The sequence below is a fragment of the Nocardia arthritidis genome, from assembly GCF_011801145.1.
Taxonomy (GTDB): domain Bacteria; phylum Actinomycetota; class Actinomycetes; order Mycobacteriales; family Mycobacteriaceae; genus Nocardia; species Nocardia arthritidis_A.
In genome coordinates, this window is record NZ_CP046172.1 from 7,395,728 (window position 1) to 7,413,445 (window position 17,718).

Consider the following 17,718-nt stretch of genomic DNA (forward strand, 5'->3'; position numbering starts at 1 on the left):
CGTACCCGGGAAACGGCCGTCGAATCAGTCGCGCAACGCCTCTTCACGCAACCAGGTGAGCGTGCGCGACAGAATCCGCGAAACATGCATCTGCGAAATACCCAATTCCTCGGCGATCTGGGATTGGGTGCGCGATTCGAAGAATCGCATGACGAGTACCCGCCGTTCCCGGTCGGGCAGTTCGGCCAGCAGCGGGCGCACCGCGTCGAACTGGTCCACCAGCTCGTAGCCGTGTTCGGGACTGCCGAGCACCTCCAGCACCGGCAGCGGCGCGTTGTCGATATCGCCGCCCGCCACCGAATCGATCGAATCCAGCTGGTAGGCGTTGCCGGCGATGAGCGCCTGAGTCACCTCTTCGATTTCAACGTCCAGTTCGGCCGCGATCTCACGCGCCTTGGGCAATCGGCCGATCCGCTGGGCCAGTGCCTCCACCGTCGGACCGATCCTGAGTTGAATTTCCTTGGTGCGCCGGGGAACCCGCACGCCCCAGGTGCTGTCGCGGAAATGCCTGCGCACCTCGCCCATGATGGTCGGCACCGCATACGACAGGAACGACGAACCGCGCTCGACGTCGAAGCGGTCGACCGCGTGCACCAGTCCCAGCCGGGCGACCTGCAGTAGATCGTCGAAAAGCTCACCGCGCCCGGCGAATCGACGCGCGATATGTTCGGCCAGCGGGAGACATCGCCCGATCAGTTGCGCGCGCACCGCCGCTCGCTGCGGATCGGCCCCGTCGAATCCGGCCAGCTTCTCGAACATCGGCTCGATATTGTCGTAGCTGTCGGTACCGCGGGCCGCGCGCGAGGCGACCGACGCGGTCGGTTCATCCGTCATCTGCGTCGCTCCGTATCCGGCTGAAGATCACGGTGGTCGGATATCCGGAGACGGCCTTGTCGAACGGATCTCGCTCTACCGCAAGTGTTTCGGTGATCGTCCTGAGGACATGCCAGCCGAAGCCGCCCTCGTCGATGACATCGTGCGCACCGGCCGCGACGCGCATGCGCACGGTCATCCGGCGCGCGTTGTAGCCGAATTCGCATTCGAGCTCGGAATCGGGCGCCGCGCCGCGCATCAGCGCCGTCGCGATCTCGTCCACCGCGACCCGGATATCGGTGACCTCGTCGAGTGCGAAATCGCCGATGAGCGCGATGGTTTCGGCGATGGCCCGGAGCATGACCAATTGGTCCAACTCGGCGGGCACGCGGATGCCGATGGTCGAGGTGGTCGCCGGTGACTTCGAGATGCGTTCGCCCATGATCACTTCCGCCTGTTCTACCCCGGACGACCACGCGGCCGGGATCCGCCGGTCGGTCGAGCCGTTCACTGGATGTCTCGTCATCATCGACCACACACCTGTGTCGGCGATACCCGGGCGCGGGTACCGCCGGAAGCGGTATCGGCGGTAACAGCACTGGAAGTTTCCACCAATCAACCTCCTTCGGTGACGTCCGTCAGCCGCATACCCGCCCGCCACCCACCGAAACACCATTCGGGTGATTGACGACGGGATGGGAAGGCCGGTGCGAAACCCGCCTTCCCATCCCGTCTCCCGATCAACTCTCGGCGGCCACCTGCAAGGTCGGGTAGTACTCGAACAGCGGACGCAGACCGGTCACCGCGAGCACCCGTTCGATTTCCGAGCGCCCGGCCACCACACGCAGGTCGATACCGACCCGCAGTGCTGGTTCCCGAGCGGCGGCGAGTTCGGCGGCGCAACCGATGCTGAGGAATCGTGCCCGACGTAGGTCGACCACGACAACGCGTGCGCTCGCCAGCACCGCTTCGTGCAGCGCGTCGCGGAACTCCGCGATCGCGGTGGCGTCGAGTTCGCCCTCGATCTGCACGATCGCACAGTGCCTGCGCCGATCTTCGCGTTGCGCTCGCGGCCTTTCGTCGGGCGGGCGCGCGTTCTCTTGCCCTTCTTCGACGCGGCGCTGCAGAACGGCGATTGCTGACATGACAAACCTCCCAAAACGGGGGGGTTACCAGCTACGAAACCGTGCGATGGACCACGACGGGAATCGGTTGCGCTTTCCAACCCGATCGGCCCGTCCGTCCGGACCACTGCGGTCGCGAACTGGGATCGGCTGTCGTCTCAACCTCGCTCCAGTGTGTCACGGTTCGTTATCCATGTCACGGCTCCCCGGCAACGAGAGCGGACGCGGGGGCGGGCCGCCGCGGCCCTTCCCGTCAATCCGGTTGCCCCGCTATCGGTTCCGGTGACTGTGCTCGCCACCGCGCCGCTTCGCCTCGGTCGGCTGGGCGGCAGCCCCCTTACGGCCCGCCGCGCGAGCGCGCTCCGGATCGTTGTCGAAACTGCCGCTGCTCGCCTTACCCCCCTGGCTGGCGATCCTGCGCTGCTTCTCGGGATCCATCGCTGCGAATCCCCTGCGACTGCTGGTCATTTCGTCCTCCTCGCCTGGTGCGGCCGGGTAGCGGCGCCTTTCTCGACCACTACCGCGGACCTACCCGGGTCGACCGGGCAGAAACATCGGCAACCACCGATTACCCATGCCAACGCCGGGTAGTTCCACTCCGCAACAAGCCGTCGAACCGAAATCAGGGAGCGTACGTGATCGGCAGTATTACCGGGCTCGCCGCCAGAGCGGTCCGGACCGGAACAGATCTGACCCGCACCGCGGCGGCTTTGACGGCCGCGGCCGTCACCCTGCCGGTGCGGCTGGCCGAATCCGGAATACATTCGGCCACAGAGCATTTCGATACAGCGACGGATATCGGCAGTCAGCTCCGGCACGATCTCGGCTCACTGCTGGACCCGACCTTGCACCGCGACCGCCGCATCGCGTCGATGGGCGAACGCGTCCTCGTCGAGGTGCGCGGGCTGACCTCCGACCGCGGCGCCGAGGTGGCCACCGCCGTGGAACGGCGCCTGCGCGCGGTATCCGGGGTGCGCTGGTCGCGGGTGAACGCGATCACCGGCCACGTGATCGCCGCGACCGAGGGCGATATCGAACCGGAGGAGCTGGTGGCCGCGGTCGAGGAGGTCGAGCGGCAGCTCGGCGTCACCGATGTCGAATGGGATCCGACCGCGAGCCATCCCGCCGACCTGGAGCCGGTGCTCTCGGCCGGGATCTCGCTGATCGGGGATCTGGCGGCGATGGGTCTGGCGGCGGCGGGCGCGATGGTGCCCGGCCGTGCGCCGGTGCAGCTGTTCCAAGCGGCCGCCGCACTGGTCGACACGCAGCCGCGGCTGCGCACCATGCTGGAGGAACAGGTCGGCCGCGCCCGGGCCGACCTGCTGGTCACCACCGCGAACGCGATCGGTCAGGCGGCGGGCGAGAGCGTGGCGAACCTGGCGGTGGACGCCGGGCTGCGCGCGCTGGTGCTGGCCGAGGCCGGCGCCCGGCACGTCCGGTGGCGGCAGTGGGAGGCCGAACTCGCCAGGGCGCGCAACCCGCGCGTCACCGAACCGATGACCGCCGAACCGCGCCCGGTCGAACTGCCGCCCGGGCCGGTGGAACGCAGCGCGGACGAGGCCGGGCTCGGTTCACTGCTCGGCACCGTCGCCACGCTCACCGGCCGTGGACCCGGCGACGCCGCATCCGCGATCGGTCTCGGCGCGCCGAAGGCGGCGCGCACGAGCCGGGAGAGCTTCGCCGCCGTGGCCGGGACGCTGCTGTCGATCGCGGGCGTCGTCACCATCGATCCGGAGCTGTGGCGCCGCCTAGACCGGCTGGACACCCTGGTGCTCGACGGTGAGGTGCTGCTCGGCCGACGCAGGCTGGTGCTGGATGCCGAAGCGGTGCACCACGATTGGCGCACCGGTCAGGTGTGGAGCACGGCACAGCGCCTGCTCTGGTCCACCGGCGTACCGGAATCCGATGCGGGACAGCCGGATTCGTTCGAGCTGGTACCGGAACAATCCGGGCGGGGCACCGAGCCGCGCTGGCACCGGTTATCCGCCGAGTCGCAGGTGGTGGGGCGGGTGCTGGTCGGCCGCGAATTGGACCGGCGGGCGCAGGCGGTGCTCGTCGCGGCCCGGCGGGCCGGATTGCGCGTCGTGCTCGCCGGCGACTCCTCTACCGACGAATTGCGGTCGCTGGTGGACGAATTCGTGCCCGCCGCGCGTTCGCGCCGCAAACTCGTGCGCGAACTGCAGCGCGACGGCAAGGTGGTCGCGCTGCTGTCGACGCACGCACACCGGGCGCTGGCCGCCGCAGACGCCGGAATCGGCGTGGTCACCACCGATCAGGACGGCGCGGTACAGGTGCCGTGGACCGCCGACGCGGTCTGCGCCGACCTCGACCAGGTGCAGCGGGTGCTCGCCGCCGTCACACCGGCCAGGCACGCCAGCGAGCGCGGGCGGGTGCTCGCGCTGTCCGCGTGCGCGCTGGGCGGGCTGCTCCTGGCCGCCACCCCGAAGCGTCACCGCGAACAGCTGCCGATCACCGCCGCACAGACCGCGGGCCTGCTCACCGGGGTGATCACCGGCTGGCAAGCGGCGCATGCCGAACCGGAGAGCCCGCTGTCCCCGCTATTGCCATGGCACAGTTTGGCTCCCGACGAGGTGCTGGTGCGGCTGCCGGAACCGGAACCGGTCACCGAACCCGAGGCGGGCCCGCTCGACCGGCTCCGCACCGGCGCCGAACGCACGCTGACCCCCTTGGCGCACTTCGCATCCCACGTCCGGCAGGAACTGGCCGATCCGCTGACGCCGGTGCTCGGCGTCGGCGCCGTCGCCTCCGCGATTCTCGGCGCGCCGAGCGACGCCATCCTGGTGGGCTCGGTGATCTCGGTCAACGCGGTGGTCTCGGCTCTCCAGCGGCAGCGCGCGGAAAACGCGCTGCGCCAACTCATCCGGGGCGAGGCCGTCACCGGCCGCCGAGTGCCGCGCCGGACCGAGACCGTCGACCCGGACGCCGTCGAGGAACAGCGGGTGCCCGCGGATCGGCTGCAGGTCGGCGATTTGATCGCGCTGCGCGCGGGTGACGTGGTGCCCGCCGATGCCAGGCTCATCGCCGTCGAAGATCTGGAACTGGACGAATCCGCACTCACCGGTGAATCGGTCACCGTCGAAAAGCGAACGGCCGCAACGCCGGGCGCACCACTCGGCGAGCGGGCCTGCATGGTGTTCGAGGGCAGCACCGTCGTCAACGGTGACGCGCTCGCCGTCGTCGTCGCGGTCGGCCGCGATACCGAGGCGCAGCGGGCCGCGGCCAGCGCCGTCCCGCCGCCGCCCGGCGGGGTGCAGGCGCAGTTGCACCGGCTCACCGGCCAGGCACTGCCGCTGACGCTGGCGGGCGGTGGCGCGGTCACCGCGCTCGGCTGGCTGCGTGGCCAACGGCTGCGCGCCGCGCTCGCCGACGGTGTCGCGGTCGCGACCGCCGCTGTGCCGGAAGGACTTCCACTGGTCGCCACCATCGCGCAGCTGGCCGCCGCGCGCAGGCTGTCCCGGCACGGCGTGCTGGTGCGGGCCAGCCGGACCGTCGAGGCGCTGGGCCGGGTGGACACCATCTGTTTCGACAAGACCGGCACCCTCACCCACGGCAGGCTGCGGCTGGCCGCGCTCGCCGATCTCGACGAACGATTCTCCCCCGACGCCGATTCCGAACGCGCCCAACATCTTTTGCGCGCCGCCGCCCGCGCCTGCCCGGATCCGGACGGCCCGGTCGTGCACGCGACCGATCGCGCGGTACTCGACGCGGCCCGCGACCACCTGCCGCCCGACGAACGCTGGGATCCGTTGGAGGAGTTACCGTTCGAATCGAACCGCGGCTACGCCGCGACCCTCGGCCGGGCCGCGCGCAGGCTGCGGCTGGCCGTCAAGGGCGCGCCCGAGGTGATCCTCGATCGCTGCGTCCGGCTGCGGCGCAATACCGGTGAGCCCAACGATATTCCGTTCACCGCCGCGGAACGTGAACGCGCCGACCAACTGGTCTACGATCTCGCCGCGGCGGGGCTGCGGGTGCTCGTGGTGGCCCGGCGCGACCTGAAATCCGCACCCGCCGATGTCGAGGACGCGGTGGAGGAACTCACCCTGCTCGGCTTCATCGGCCTGGCCGACACCCCGCGCCCGCAGGCCGAACCGTTGATCACCGCGTTGCGGCACAACAATATCGAGGCCAGGATCATCACCGGGGATCATCCGGTCACCGCGGCGGCCGTCGCCAGGCAGCTCGGCATCGATACCGCGACCGTCACCACCGGCCAGGACCTGGACCGGCTCGACGAATCGGCGCAGGCCGAACTCATCGAGCGCAGCGCGGTTTTCGCGCGGGTGAGCCCGCGGCACAAGGTCCGCATCGTCGCAACCCTGCAGCGGGCCGGACATGTGGTGGCGATGGCCGGCGACGGCGGGAACGACGCCGCGGCCATCCGCACGGCCGATATCGGAATCGGGCTCGCCGCAAGGGGTTCCGCGGCCGCACGCAATGCGGCGGATCTGGTGCTCACCGATCCGGATCCGCTGGTGCTGCTGTCCGCGCTGGCCGAGGGCCGCGGGATGTGGCAGCGGGTGAGCGACGCGGTCGGCGTGCTCGTCGGCGGCAATGCGGGCGAGGTGGCCTTCACCGCGCTCGGCACCGCGCTGTCCGGCCAGGCGCCGCTGGGTACCCGGCAGTTCCTGCTGGTCAACATGCTCACCGATATGTTCCCGGCGATGGCGGTCGCGCTCTCGTCCGAGCAGCAGCCCGACGACGGCCGCCCCGACGAGGATCAGCATGTGCGCGCCGAACGGCTGGCCGCCGAACTCGCCGCCCGCCCGCCCGCCGACCTCGGCGCCGATCTGCTGCGCACCATCGCGCTGCGCGGCGCGACCACCGCGGCGGGCGCGACCGCCGCGTGGACCATCGGCCGCTACACCGGAACGCGGCGGCGCGCCGAAACCATCGGACTCGTCGCGCTGATCGGCACCCAACTCGGTCAGACGCTCGTCGCCGCGCGGCACAGTCCGCTGGTCTGGGCCACCACGGCGGCCAGCGGCGCGGTACTCGTCACCGTCGTGATGACGCCGGGCCTGTGCACCTACTTCGGCTGCCGCCCGCTGGGTCCGGTGGGTTGGCTCGTCGCGAGCGGTTCGGCCGTCGCGGCCACCGGTCTCGGCGCGTTGCGCGGATAATTTTCGCTTTTCGAATCCGGATAAATCGGCCGGGTTTGACCGCCGACGAACCGGGCATTGCCGTCCCATAGGTTCCACCGACCGGAAGGATGAGGATTGCCATGATCGTCATCGGATTGCTTCTACTCATAGCCGCGGTGGTCGTCGGAGTTGCCGCGGTGAGCGCGAATATCGGTGCGGCACATGCGCTACCGAATGATTTCACGGTGTTCCAGCACCATTTCAGCGGCTCCACCGGCATGCTGTTCCTCAGCGGTGTCGTGGTCGGCGCGATCGGGATGTTCGGGCTGAGTCTCATGCTCGGCGGATCCTGGCGGTCGGCCCGGGGACACGCCGCCACCAGGCGCGAACTCCGCGAAACCCGGCGCAAGATGACACCGGCCCGGCCGGCGAACGCCGCACCGTCGAAATAACTACGAAGGCACTTGGAAAAGCACAATGATCATTCTCGGACTCGTATTGCTGATCGTCGGATATCTGATCGGCATTCCGCTGCTGACCACCGTCGGAATAATTCTGCTCGTCATCGGCGCCGCGCTGGCGCTGATCGGCACGCTGGGCAGCCCGATCGCCGGCCGCCGTCACTATTACTGACCGCCACGGAGTTCAACCCCACCATGGAGTAGAAAATGCTGCTGCGCAGAATTGCCCGTCCCCTGCTGGCGACCAATTTCATCGTCGACGGGTTGGATACGCTGATCCATCCGGAACCGCGCGCCAAGAGTACGGCCGCCCTGGTACAGCAGGGCCAGCGCAGTTTGCCGGATTCGGTCGCGACCAAACTGCCCGCGGACCCGACCCAACTGGTGCGGATCACCGCGGCGGGTCAGGTCGCGGGCGGGGTGCTCCTCGCGCTCGGGAAGGCGCCGCGATTCGGCGCGCTGATCCTGGCCGCGGCCGTGGTGCCGGTGCTCGTCACCGAACAGGATTTCTGGGCCGAGGACGACCCGGAGCGCCGGACCGCCAAACGCTCGGCATTCCTGAAGGACGCCGGGCTGCTCGGCGGACTGATGATCGCCGCGGCCGACACCGAGGGCAAGCCGTCGCTCGGCTGGCGCGGTAAGCGTGCGGCTCGCAATGCGGCACAGACGATTTCGTCCACGCTGCCGATCGGCGCACTGTCCCCCGACGAGGGCGCCGTCCGCCGCCGGGCGCACGACGCCGCGGAACTCGGCCGCACCCTGGCCGAGCGGGCGCGCGACGAGGCCGCCGAACTGGCGGACACCGTGCGCGAGCACGGCCCGGAACTCGCCGAGGCGGCCAAGGAGCGCGGTGCCGAAATCGCCGACACCGCAAAGGAATATGGCGCCCACTGGGCCGAGGTCGCCGCCCACCTCGCCGAGCTCGCGCGGGAACGCGGCCCGGTCGTCGCGGACACCCTCAAGGACCGCGGCGCCGAGATCGCCGACACCGCGCGACGCCGCGGCGCCCGGATCTCGCGAACCGCCAAGCACCGCGCAGGCACCGCACGCGAGCGCGGTGCCGAATTGGCCGACACCGCAAAGGAATACGGTTACCGCTGGGCCGATATCGCGGAGCATCGCGGTACCGAACTCGCCGACACCGCACGTCACCGGTTCGGATAGCCGTCCGTGGAATCCACTGCCGCACAGCTCGAGGCGGCAGTGGATCTCGGTGTGTGCCGGGTCAGCTCGGGTGATCCGGCCTTTCGGCATCGCACGGTTCGACGCCGTCGGCGGTGAAAACCAACTCGCGCACCCCGTGCGCCCGCAACCCCGAATCGAGCAGATCACGCGTCAATTCGGGTCCCAGGACGTCGGCGGCATCCGCGTGCTCGATGAAAAGCACACGCGTTACCCGCTTCTCGCCGTTCGAAGGGGAGCTGTCCGCGGCGGCGCGCCTACCACCGGCAGAATTGCTCATCGAAGCCTCCAACATCTGGCATCCAGATCCGGAGCCGCGCTTTTGGACTCGGAAAACAATAGCAACGGTACCGGCGTCGGCGCGAGGACTTTGGTCACCGCTGTCGTGGACTTAGGTCGATGTTTACCCGGCAGATCTTCGGCAACACTCGCTAGGTGATAGAGAATGGGCTGCCCCGTGTGCAGGAGCTCAGCATGCCCGAGTCGCTACGCTGGCTCGCGGGCGCTCCGTTCGGCCGGGTGGTCTTCACGGAGAACGCGTTACCCGCGGTGCGCCCGATGTATCACCTCGTCGACGACGACAGGGTGGTCATCCACGGTCAGCTCGGCAGCGTCCTGCCGCGCGGCCACGAACAGGTGGTCACCTACGCGGCCGACGAGATCGATCCCACCACCCGGCTCGGCTGGCTGGTGACGGTGACCGGTCTGGCGGGCCCCGTCACCGACCCCGCCGAAATCGAGCGCTACCAGTCCCTCCTAAACCGCCTGATTCCACTGCCGCACGATCAGGTGATCCGGATATCGTGCGAGTTCGTCGCGGGCATCGAACTGGTATCGAGCACCCTGCCGCGCGCGGCGGACTGAGCTCGACGCAGCTGGCGGGTTGTCTCGAGCGAACCGACGATGATCATCAATTACCCGCGGCCCCAAGATCTTTCACATTTCATACCGCAGGTCTACGGCCTGATCACCCCGCCGTCGACGCGATGAACGCCCCACGGGACCAACGGCTCTGGAACCGACGACAACCGGACCTGCCCCCGGTCCCGGCACCGGCGCAGGCTTGATCCATGAACTCGCTGCATATCGTTTCCGGAAGCGCCAACCCGGGGCTGGCCGCCGCCATCGCCGACCGGCTCGAGGCCGGTCCGGTCGCCGGTGCGCTGGAACGGTTTCCGGACGGCGAGCTGTGCCCGGTGGTCGAACATGTCGGCGGCGCCGACGTATTCGTGATCCAGCCGACCTCGCCGCCGGTAAACGACCATCTCGTCGAGCTGTTGCTCCCGGCTGCACAACGATCAGCCGGTCGGCCTGCCGCTCACCACCGCGTGAGCCGCCCATATCGAATATGCCGGGCGCACGGGTGAAATCGATGGATACGGGTACGCGGAAAACCATGGCATGCGGAATAGATCGACTCGGACGGATGGCATCGCGTTCGGTCGACGGCATCATCGACTGGGTGGCCGGAGAGGTGCGGTCGCTGGTGCCCGCGGCCGATCTCGGTGACCGCGATCCCGAGTTCATCTCCGGCACAGCGGGTCCGGCCTGGCTGCTGGTCCGGACCTACTTCCGCGCCGAGGTGCGCGGCATCGACAACATTCCGGGCGACGGGCCGGTCCTGCTGGTGGGCAACCACTCCGGCGGCAACGTCTCGCCGGAGGTGCTGATCAGCAGCCTCGCCTTCGTCCGCCGCTTCGGCCCGCACCGGCCGTTCTATCAGCTCGCGCACAATCTGGTGATGGCCTATCCGTTCGTCGGCACGTTCCTGCGCCGCCTCGGCACGGTGGCGGCCGAGCCGGCGATCGCCGCCGCCGCGCTGCGCGCGGGCGCGGCCGTGCTGGTGTATCCGGGCGGCGATTGGGAGGTGCACCGGCCGACCTGGGAGGAGGATCGGGTCGAATTCAACGGGCGCACCGGATTTCTCCGGCTCGCGTGGGCGGAGCGGGTGCCGATCGTGCCGATGGTCAATATCGGTGCGCAGGAGAGCGAACTGATCCTGGCCCGCGGCGACCGCTTGGCGCGGGCGCTGCGCCTGGACAAGATGTTGCGGCTGAAGGTTTTCCCGATTTCGCTGGCGCTGCCGTGGGGTCTTGACATCGGTGATCTCGCGGGGCACATTCCGTTGCCGGCCAAGGTCGTCGTCGAATTCCTGCCGCCGATCGACCTGCACGCCCTCCTCGGCCCCGAACTCGATATCGACCGCGGTTACCGGCACATCACCGGTGTGATGCAAGACGCGTTGACTCGATTGGCCGCCGAACGCCGATTCCCCATCCTGGGCTGACCGCACTCGGAACCAAAGAGTGTCTTCGCGATCCGTTTCCTTCGCACCGCATCGGGCAACGTCGCAAGTATGAACAGCAAGAGGCATTCCCGAGCTCTACTCGACGAGATCGAACGCCAACTGCTCGGCGTCTGGTTCGACGTGTGCTGGTCGCCGCTCGACTCGGCCTATCTCGCGTTCAGCGTCGAATTCCCGGCACTGACCGTCACCAACGCCTTGTCTCCGAGCGCGGCGATAGACACCCTGGACGACAAAATCCGCAAGGTGCTACTGGCCGAGGCGAATCACCGTACCCGGCGTTCCACCTCGACCGCTATCTCCTTCGCCCAGGCCTGAATTCGATCCCGATCGCGGTATCGCCCGCGCGCTTCTTCGCCATCGCGGCAGCGGGAAAACCGCGGGCGCTTTCGAGCCGCCCGCCGAAAATGGTGTAGCCGCGCGCATTCGGCCGCACGGCCGCCGGGGCGGGGTCAGCTCGGGTCCTCGAACGGGCCGACGTTGACGCCGAACAGGATGTCGCGGAGTTCGGCCGGGAATACCGCGAACGGGTCCGCTGGATACGACATCTTCCTGACTCCTAATCCGGGTGCACCACCATGACGGGGCAGAATGCTTGCTGTACAAGGGAATTGCTGGTCGAGCCGAGCAGCATGCCACGGAAACCGCCGCGTCCCCTGCTGCCGACGACGAGCAGTCCCGCCGACTTCGACCACTCCGTCAGCCGGTGCGCGGCGTCGAACGGATACACCTCGCACGTCACCGGCACCTCCGGATATTTCGCGCACCAATCGGCGAGCCGCGTTGTCAGCAGCGACTTTTCGGCGTCGGCCATGGACTCGGGCGGCACGTCGAGGAAGGAGTAGCCGGAGAATTCGGCCAGGTCGACATCGCTCCAGATGTGCACGGCCACCAGCTCGGCCCGCCGCTCGGACGCCTCGCGGAACGCCGCCGCGAGGGCGGCCTCGCCGACCGCGCTGCCGTCGACCCCGACCACGACGGGTCCGTCGCGTTCGATCGCGCCGCGCACCACCACGATGTCGCCGTGGCCGTGCGAAACCACGGCGAGCAGCGTGGAGCCCAGATGCAGCAGCGTTCCGATCCCGGGTGTCACGCCGAGAACCGTCGGATGCGCGCCCGCGGAATACCTGATCAGCAATTCGGCCGGTTTCGCGTCCGAAACCTCGGTGCGCACCGCGATCGACGGCTCCGCCGCCAGCGCGATTCCCCGCGCATCGGCAACGAATTCGGCGCCACGCGAACGTAATTCGGCGATGAGCGCGGGCGCGGTCGTGGCGTAGTTGCCGAGCGCGGCATGGACCGCGCTCAGGTCGAGACCGTGCGTGATCAGCAACTCCCGGCCGCCGCGCGCCGCCGTGGCGGCCGCCCAGCGCACGGCGGGCAGCGAACCCTCGGTGCCGTCCACCCCGACCACGACAGGCGACAAGGCGGATCCAGACCGGTCGTCTGTGGTCCGAACGGACATGGCGCGGCATCCCTTCGATTCGAATTACCAGCAGATTAGAAAGGCGTGACGGCTCGGCGCTCCGGTCATTGGTCCCGAACGCACGGGCCGAAAGCACACTGTCGAAGCCGGGCTCGCGCGCTGCTAGCGTTGGCCGGGAAAGGGATGAATCCGGCGACGAAGGGGATGCACATGGGCTCGACCGCGGAACTCGACCCGCAGGCACGCGAGGCGCTGGAATTCCTGTACAAGGATCTGCACACCCATCCCGAGCTGTCCTTCGCCGAAACCCGCACGGCGGGCAAGATCGCCGAACAGCTGACGGCGCTGGGGCTGCGGGTGATCGGCGGCGTCGGCCGCACCGGCGTCGTCGGCGTGCTGGAGAACGGGGCGGGCCCGGTGGTGCTGCTGCGCGCCGATATCGACGCGCTGCCGGTCCGGGAACAAACCGGGCTGCCATACGCGAGCACCGCGACCGGAACCGATCCGGACGGCAACGAGGTTCCGGTCATGCACGCCTGCGGCCACGATATGCACATCGTGTGCCTGCTCGGCGCGCTCGGCATACTCGACCGGAACAAGGACACCTGGTCCGGCACGGTCGTCGCGGTGTTCCAGCCCGCCGAGGAGGTCGGCAGCGGGGCGCAGGCGATGGTCGACGACGGCCTCTACGAGCGCGTCCCGAAGCCGGATATCGTGCTGGCACAACATGTCGGGCCGTTCCCCGCGGGTACGGTCGCCTATCGCGCGGGCGACACCTATTCGGCGGCCGACGCGTGGAAGGTGCGGCTGTTCGGCAGGGGCGGGCACGGCTCGCGGCCGGAGACCACGATCGATCCGGTGGTCATGGCCGCCGCCACCGTCATGCGGCTGCAGACCGTGCGTTCCCGAGAGGTCGCCGGAAACGAGCCCGCCGTGGTCACCGTCGGCTCGATCCGGGCGGGTACGAAAGCCAACATCATTCCCGACGAGGCCGAGCTGCTGCTCAACATCCGCTCCTACGACGCGAATACCCGCACCCACATACTCGACGCGATCCGGCGGATCATCGAGGCCGAGGCCGCCGCCTCCGGCGCGCCGAAGGATCCGGAGATCACCGTCATCGATTCGTTCCCGGTGCTGCACAACGACCCCGACGCCACCGCCAAGACCGCGGCCGCCCTGCGTGATGCGTTGGGCGACAAGGTGTTCGAGCTACCGACACCGGTCATGGCCAGTGAGGACGCCGGGACGCTCGCCACCGCGATCGACGTGCCGATCGTCTACTGGTTCTTCGGCGGGGCCGACCCGGCGGCATTCGCCGAAGCGTTCGCGAAAGGGCGTGTGGCGCAGGATATTCCGTCCAACCACAGCCCGAATTTCGCACCGCTCATCCAGCCGACGCTCGATACCGGCTGCGTCGCGATGGCGACGGCGGCGCTGGCCTGGCTGGGCTAGGCTAGGCTAGGGCACCATCACGACTTTTCCGATGGCCGCGTCGTTCTCCATGTATTCGTGCGCCGCGGCGATTTCGTCCAGGCCGAAGACGCGGTCGACGTTGGGGCGATAGACGCCCGCCTCGACCTCGTCGACGATCCGCCGCAATACGGCGGTGCCGCCCGCGAGATCGTTGCTGTGGAAGGTGGTGAGCCTGGTTCCGGACGGGATCATCGCGATCGGTTCGAAGTCCGAGATCAGCCAGCCGCTCAGCGAACCCGATACGCACACCGTTCCGCCCCGGCGGACCAGGTGCAGCGAATCCACCGCCGTGCGCGCCCCGACCAGATCCAGCACATGGTCCGGGCCATCGGGCCATACGGCGCGCACGCTCGCGTCCAGCGACCCGCCGTCGTCGATCAGCACGTGATCGACCCCGGCCGCGGTCAGCGCGGCGATCCTGTTGTGCTGCCGGGTCGTAACGGCGACCTCGACGCCGTGGCCGATCGCGATCGATGCGGCGGCCATACCCACCGAGGAGGTTCCGCCGCGGATCAGCAGCCGGTCGCCCGAACCGATTCCCAACGCGTCCAACGAACCTCGCGCGGTCAGGTACGTCTCGGGCAGTGCGGCCAGGACATCCCACGGCAGCGTGGTGGCGACCGGCATCAGCAGCGAATTCGGCAGCAGCGCGTATTCCGCGTATCCGCCGTCGAACGCCCGGCCCATCTCACCCATCACCGCCGCGACGACCGTCCCCTCCGGCATGGCGGGATCGGTTGCGGCCGCGACGATTCCGACGCATTCGATCCCGAGCACCCGCGGGAACCGCACATTCGGCGAATGTCCCTGCCGGGTCCGCAGCTCCGACCGGTTCAGGCCGGCGCCCTTCACCTGTACCAGACTCCAGCCCTTCCGCACGGCGGGCACCGGCAGCTCCCGGATCTCCAGCACCTCCGGGCCACCCGCCCGGACACAGACCGCTGCTCGCATCGTTGTGTTCATGCGTCAACTGTCGCCGGAAACCGGCGCGGCCGACTACCGATAGAATGCCAACTTATGCCTATTGGCCGCCAAGCTCCCGCGCCCGGTCCGACGTCGCGGCTGCTGCCCTCCGCCGGGGCGCACCTGTGGCCTTCGGGGGGAACGAGTTCGATGCATTCGCATCCGCGCGGGCATTTGGTGTACGCGGCCCGCGGCGTATTGGCGGTCAATACCGAACGCGGCACCTCGGTCGTCCCCGCCAATCGAATCGCCTGGACCCCGGCGGGTTTCATGCACTACCACCGCGCGCACGGCAATACCGATATGCGGATCGTCTTCCTGTCGGCCGCGCTGGCCCGGCTCGTACCGGACCGGCCCGCCGTATTCCTGGCCTCCGGCCTCGCCCGCGAAATCCTGTTATCCCTCACGGGCACACGGGATTACGATCGCGCGGCACGCACCCGCATGCATCGAGTCCTCGTCGACGAACTCCACGAAGCACATGAGCAGCCACTACAACTGCCGCAACCACGCGACGACCGTTTACAGGCCATCGCGCGGGCGCTGCACGAAAACCCAGGGGACAACACATCGTTGGCCGAGCTCGGGCGAAAAACCGGAGCCAGCGCACGCACACTCAGCCGCCTGTTCCACGACGAACTCGGCATGACCTTCTACGAGTGGCGCACCCAACTGCGCATCCACCACGCACTCGTCCTGCTCGCCGACGGCCACGACACCATCCGCGTCGCCAACGCCTGCGGCTGGTCGAATCCGAGCAACTTCATCACGGCCTTCACCAACATCATCGGCACCACCCCAGGCCGCCACCGCGCCTCCGCGCAACCGACGCGCTGAACGCGCCATCCCGATGGTTTCGAACAGAAGATCATTGGGTATCAATGCATTTGCTTCATTCTCGGCCGAACACGTCGGCCCACAACGGCGTTGCCGACGAAGCTCGACATCGAAGCTCCTTGTGTCACCGGGGCTTTCACCGCTCGCTCAACCGTGGTGATCGACCTTCCCGCTTCCGCAACAAAGTTCGATGGGAGAAAGAAATGCCTGTACAACAGGCCGTTTTCTGGCATTCGCGGCACGTCACCAATCCGCGGTCGAGATCGTATTACGGAGACCGCACCGACATCATCGAATACGCCCCGCAGGATCCCGATGCCGTCGTATTCGCCACCGCGGCATGGGATTCGCACGGGCCGGGCGGCCTCTACGTCGATGACCTGCCGAGCATCTTCTGGGATTCCGGGCCGCGATGCTGGTGCGTTTACAACGCCTCGGGCAACCAGATGGAGATCGGCTCGGCCTTCAATGTGCTGTATACACTCGGTGATCCGAACGCGTTCGTCGTCAAGACGCGGACTTCGGATCCGGCCGTGACGAACCGGAACGTCACGTATATCGACCACGACCTGACCGACCACAATCCCGATGCGTTGCTGCTGGTGAATGCCTGTCTGAACCCCGGAGCCACCGGTGTCACGCGGCAGTACCATCCGATCGGCGTGTGGTACGACCCGGTCCGGTCCAAGTGGGCCATCTTCAATCAGGATATGCACCCGATGGAGGACAATCTGGCCTTCAACGTCAAGGTATTCTCGCGCACCGGACCATCTTTCGGCAGTTACGCCGGATTCGTGCACATCGCGCAACCGATCAACAGCTGGAGTAATTTCTCCTACCTGACGCACGAATACTGTGACGGTTACCCCGATCGCCTGGTGTTCGTGACGCCGGTATGGGAAAGCGCCGATGCGCCCGGACCGACCGGCGGGGTGTTCTTCCCGTCCTACTACGGCGTTCGCTATGCGCCGAGCCTCGGCAAATGGGTTGTCTTCAACCAGGCGGGCGCCTTCAGCCAATATGTGCAGCAGGGCACCGTGGAAACCATCACCCTGGTGAACAAGAATTCCAATCTCCTGCCGGAACGCAACGCCATCCCGCCGATGGCGGCATTCCATGTGCTGGTCGTGAATCCGACGTGATGCGGTGGGGTGCAATCGTTTCCATTGCACCCGTATTCGGCGGTACGCTCCTCACCTCGCTAGACACCAGGAGTACAACTATGGTCCGCAAGTTAGCCGCCACAGCCGTCATCGCCGCAGCCCTCACCGGGGCGGGGGCGGGGGTCGCCGCAGCCGCCACCCCCAATGCCCCTGAGCCGCAACCCGTTCAGACCGTCGCGGCCGGTCAGACCCAGGCCCTCGCCGGCGGGCAGGTCGGAGCCGTCGTCGGCACGGTCGTCGGCGTCGGAGTCGGCGCCGTAGCCGGTGGCGCCTTCGCATGCGCGGTCACGGCACCCGTTTGCCCCGTCGGGGCGATCGTCGGTGTCGGAGCGGGCGCGGTAGCCGGCGGCGTCATCGGTGGCGCCATCGGCGCGGGCGTCGGCAGCGCGATCGGCGCACAGATCCCCGGCTGACCAGCACGGCACGGATAACAGTGGGCGGTCGACGGTTTTCCGTCGACCGCCCACTGCCGCATCGTAAGACGTCCACGCCCTCGATCGATGGGCCTAACGCTTCACAACCAGAACACGTCGGAAGGTGACGTCACCGCACAAGGTGACCACCGGGCCGGGGTCCGGGGGCTCGCCCCCGGCCGGGGGCGTGGGGGCTCGGCCCCCACAAAACACGACGATGATCGAACCCCGCGAAGGCGTGCCCGCCGAGCAGGACACGCCTTCGATCGGGTGGGGCGGGCGGGATTCGAACCCGCTCAGACACGCACTCGGTTTACAGCCGAGCCCGACTCTCCCACGTCGGCGCCGCCCCTGGTACTCGACGGCGCGGCGTTTCAGCGCGACCGGTCGAGCGGATGAGAACCGATATATCGCATATCCGATCTCCCCTCGGTACCTGTAGTCCCACAACTA

19 protein-coding genes and 1 tRNA gene are annotated in these 17,718 nt (G+C 68.3%); 12 read left to right on the forward strand and 8 right to left on the reverse strand.

Annotation, left to right across the window (positions count from 1 at the left end; translation table 11 throughout):
* Window positions 1–24: 24 nt before the first annotated feature.
* The 4 genes from F5544_RS33285 to F5544_RS33300 all read right to left on the reverse strand — a co-directional run bounded on the left by F5544_RS33285 (window position 25) and on the right by F5544_RS33300 (window position 2,405).
* The gene (locus tag F5544_RS33285; RefSeq protein WP_167476846.1) at window positions 25–834 is read right to left on the reverse strand and encodes an RNA polymerase sigma factor SigF; all 810 of its coding nucleotides are present in this window, start codon (window positions 832–834) and stop codon (window positions 25–27) included.
* A complete protein-coding gene (locus F5544_RS33290) occupies window positions 824–1,324 on the reverse strand; it encodes an ATP-binding protein (RefSeq protein WP_238846783.1) in 501 nt (166 codons plus the stop codon). The genes F5544_RS33285 and F5544_RS33290 overlap by 11 nt, the downstream gene beginning before the upstream one ends.
* 229 nt (window positions 1,325–1,553) lie before the next feature.
* The gene (locus F5544_RS33295; protein ID WP_167476847.1) at window positions 1,554–1,958 is read right to left on the reverse strand and encodes an STAS domain-containing protein; all 405 of its coding nucleotides are present in this window, start codon (window positions 1,956–1,958) and stop codon (window positions 1,554–1,556) included.
* A 249-nt stretch (window positions 1,959–2,207) separates the two neighbouring features.
* The gene (locus F5544_RS33300; protein WP_167476848.1) at window positions 2,208–2,405 is read right to left on the reverse strand and encodes a KGG domain-containing protein; all 198 of its coding nucleotides are present in this window, start codon (window positions 2,403–2,405) and stop codon (window positions 2,208–2,210) included.
* Window positions 2,406–2,572: 167 nt separating this feature from the next.
* Here F5544_RS33300 and F5544_RS33305 point away from each other — a divergent pair, with 167 nt between their 5' ends.
* The 4 genes from F5544_RS33305 to F5544_RS33320 all read left to right on the forward strand — a co-directional run bounded on the left by F5544_RS33305 (window position 2,573) and on the right by F5544_RS33320 (window position 8,664).
* Window positions 2,573–7,078 carry a cation-translocating P-type ATPase gene (locus tag F5544_RS33305; protein ID WP_167476849.1) on the forward strand — a complete coding sequence of 1,502 codons (4,506 nt, stop codon included), beginning with the start codon at window positions 2,573–2,575 and terminating at the stop codon, window positions 7,076–7,078.
* 101 nt (window positions 7,079–7,179) lie between these two features.
* Window positions 7,180–7,491: a hypothetical protein gene (locus F5544_RS33310; protein ID WP_167476850.1), complete on the forward strand. Its 312-nt coding sequence runs from the start codon at window positions 7,180–7,182 to the stop codon at window positions 7,489–7,491.
* 25 nt (window positions 7,492–7,516) lie between these two features.
* Complete coding sequence (locus F5544_RS33315; protein ID WP_167476851.1) at window positions 7,517–7,672, forward strand: DUF6131 family protein; 156 nt, start codon at window positions 7,517–7,519, stop codon at window positions 7,670–7,672.
* 35 nt (window positions 7,673–7,707) lie between these two features.
* Window positions 7,708–8,664 (forward strand): DoxX family protein, encoded by a 957-nt coding sequence (locus F5544_RS33320; RefSeq protein WP_167476852.1) that lies wholly within the window; start codon window positions 7,708–7,710, stop codon window positions 8,662–8,664.
* Between the two features lie 61 nt (window positions 8,665–8,725).
* On the opposite strand, the gene F5544_RS33325 is transcribed toward F5544_RS33320, so the two are convergent.
* Window positions 8,726–8,962, reverse strand: a complete 237-nt coding sequence (locus F5544_RS33325; protein WP_167476853.1) for a hypothetical protein — start codon at window positions 8,960–8,962, stop codon at window positions 8,726–8,728.
* 194 nt (window positions 8,963–9,156) lie between these two features.
* On the opposite strand from F5544_RS33325, the gene F5544_RS33330 reads away from it, so the two are divergent.
* From F5544_RS33330 to F5544_RS33345, 4 genes are all read left to right on the forward strand, one after another.
* Window positions 9,157–9,546, forward strand: coding sequence for a pyridoxamine 5'-phosphate oxidase family protein (locus F5544_RS33330; RefSeq protein WP_167476854.1), 390 nt, complete (start codon window positions 9,157–9,159; stop codon window positions 9,544–9,546).
* Between the two features lie 206 nt (window positions 9,547–9,752).
* Window positions 9,753–10,049, forward strand: a complete 297-nt coding sequence (locus F5544_RS33335; RefSeq protein WP_167476855.1) for a ribose-phosphate pyrophosphokinase-like domain-containing protein — start codon at window positions 9,753–9,755, stop codon at window positions 10,047–10,049.
* Window positions 10,050–10,108: 59 nt separating this feature from the next.
* Window positions 10,109–10,969 carry a 1-acyl-sn-glycerol-3-phosphate acyltransferase gene (locus tag F5544_RS33340; RefSeq protein WP_167476856.1) on the forward strand — a complete coding sequence of 287 codons (861 nt, stop codon included), beginning with the start codon at window positions 10,109–10,111 and terminating at the stop codon, window positions 10,967–10,969.
* Between the two features lie 69 nt (window positions 10,970–11,038).
* A complete protein-coding gene (locus tag F5544_RS33345; RefSeq protein ID WP_167476857.1) occupies window positions 11,039–11,305 on the forward strand; it encodes a hypothetical protein in 267 nt (88 codons plus the stop codon).
* Window positions 11,306–11,546: 241 nt separating this feature from the next.
* Here F5544_RS33345 and F5544_RS33350 read toward each other — a convergent pair whose 3' ends face one another.
* Window positions 11,547–12,413 (reverse strand): universal stress protein, encoded by an 867-nt coding sequence (locus F5544_RS33350; protein ID WP_238846784.1) that lies wholly within the window; start codon window positions 12,411–12,413, stop codon window positions 11,547–11,549.
* 210 nt (window positions 12,414–12,623) lie between these two features.
* Here F5544_RS33350 and F5544_RS33355 point away from each other — a divergent pair, with 210 nt between their 5' ends.
* Window positions 12,624–13,868 (forward strand): amidohydrolase, encoded by a 1,245-nt coding sequence (locus F5544_RS33355; protein ID WP_167476859.1) that lies wholly within the window; start codon window positions 12,624–12,626, stop codon window positions 13,866–13,868.
* A gap of 6 nt (window positions 13,869–13,874) precedes the next feature.
* On the opposite strand, the gene F5544_RS33360 is transcribed toward F5544_RS33355, so the two are convergent.
* Window positions 13,875–14,852, reverse strand: a complete 978-nt coding sequence (locus F5544_RS33360) for a zinc-binding dehydrogenase (protein ID WP_167476860.1) — start codon at window positions 14,850–14,852, stop codon at window positions 13,875–13,877.
* A 150-nt stretch (window positions 14,853–15,002) separates the two neighbouring features.
* Here F5544_RS33360 and F5544_RS33365 point away from each other — a divergent pair, with 150 nt between their 5' ends.
* From F5544_RS33365 to F5544_RS33375, 3 genes are all read left to right on the forward strand, one after another.
* Window positions 15,003–15,689, forward strand: coding sequence for an AraC family transcriptional regulator (locus tag F5544_RS33365; protein WP_203217405.1), 687 nt, complete (start codon window positions 15,003–15,005; stop codon window positions 15,687–15,689).
* A 203-nt stretch (window positions 15,690–15,892) separates the two neighbouring features.
* Window positions 15,893–16,831 carry a DUF7452 domain-containing protein gene (locus F5544_RS33370; RefSeq protein ID WP_167476862.1) on the forward strand — a complete coding sequence of 313 codons (939 nt, stop codon included), beginning with the start codon at window positions 15,893–15,895 and terminating at the stop codon, window positions 16,829–16,831.
* An 80-nt stretch (window positions 16,832–16,911) separates the two neighbouring features.
* Window positions 16,912–17,265, forward strand: a complete 354-nt coding sequence (locus tag F5544_RS33375) for a hypothetical protein (protein ID WP_167476863.1) — start codon at window positions 16,912–16,914, stop codon at window positions 17,263–17,265.
* A 271-nt stretch (window positions 17,266–17,536) separates the two neighbouring features.
* Here the strand turns inward: F5544_RS33375 and F5544_RS33380 are convergent.
* Window positions 17,537–17,617 (reverse strand) — tRNA-Tyr (locus tag F5544_RS33380).
* Between the last annotated feature and the right edge of the window lie 101 nt (window positions 17,618–17,718).

Excerpts from the sequence above, each read along its gene's own strand:
- F5544_RS33285 (WP_167476846.1), bottom strand. The coding sequence starts at position 834 with ATGACGGATGAACCGACCGCGTCGGTCGCCTCGCGCGCGGCCCGCGGT.
- F5544_RS33295 (WP_167476847.1), bottom strand. The coding sequence starts at position 1,958 with ATGTCAGCAATCGCCGTTCTGCAGCGCCGCGTCGAAGAAGGGCAAGAG.
- F5544_RS33300 (WP_167476848.1), bottom strand. The coding sequence starts at position 2,405 with ATGACCAGCAGTCGCAGGGGATTCGCAGCGATGGATCCCGAGAAGCAG.
- F5544_RS33310 (WP_167476850.1), top strand. The coding sequence starts at position 7,180 with ATGATCGTCATCGGATTGCTTCTACTCATAGCCGCGGTGGTCGTCGGA.
- F5544_RS33315 (WP_167476851.1), top strand. The coding sequence starts at position 7,517 with ATGATCATTCTCGGACTCGTATTGCTGATCGTCGGATATCTGATCGGC.
- F5544_RS33320 (WP_167476852.1), top strand. The coding sequence starts at position 7,708 with ATGCTGCTGCGCAGAATTGCCCGTCCCCTGCTGGCGACCAATTTCATC.
- F5544_RS33325 (WP_167476853.1), bottom strand. The coding sequence starts at position 8,962 with ATGAGCAATTCTGCCGGTGGTAGGCGCGCCGCCGCGGACAGCTCCCCT.
- F5544_RS33330 (WP_167476854.1), top strand. The coding sequence starts at position 9,157 with ATGCCCGAGTCGCTACGCTGGCTCGCGGGCGCTCCGTTCGGCCGGGTG.
- F5544_RS33335 (WP_167476855.1), top strand. The coding sequence starts at position 9,753 with ATGAACTCGCTGCATATCGTTTCCGGAAGCGCCAACCCGGGGCTGGCC.
- F5544_RS33340 (WP_167476856.1), top strand. The coding sequence starts at position 10,109 with ATGGCATCGCGTTCGGTCGACGGCATCATCGACTGGGTGGCCGGAGAG.
- F5544_RS33345 (WP_167476857.1), top strand. The coding sequence starts at position 11,039 with ATGAACAGCAAGAGGCATTCCCGAGCTCTACTCGACGAGATCGAACGC.
- F5544_RS33355 (WP_167476859.1), top strand. The coding sequence starts at position 12,624 with ATGGGCTCGACCGCGGAACTCGACCCGCAGGCACGCGAGGCGCTGGAA.
- F5544_RS33360 (WP_167476860.1), bottom strand. The coding sequence starts at position 14,852 with ATGAACACAACGATGCGAGCAGCGGTCTGTGTCCGGGCGGGTGGCCCG.
- F5544_RS33365 (WP_203217405.1), top strand. The coding sequence starts at position 15,003 with ATGCATTCGCATCCGCGCGGGCATTTGGTGTACGCGGCCCGCGGCGTA.
- F5544_RS33370 (WP_167476862.1), top strand. The coding sequence starts at position 15,893 with ATGCCTGTACAACAGGCCGTTTTCTGGCATTCGCGGCACGTCACCAAT.
- F5544_RS33375 (WP_167476863.1), top strand. The coding sequence starts at position 16,912 with ATGGTCCGCAAGTTAGCCGCCACAGCCGTCATCGCCGCAGCCCTCACC.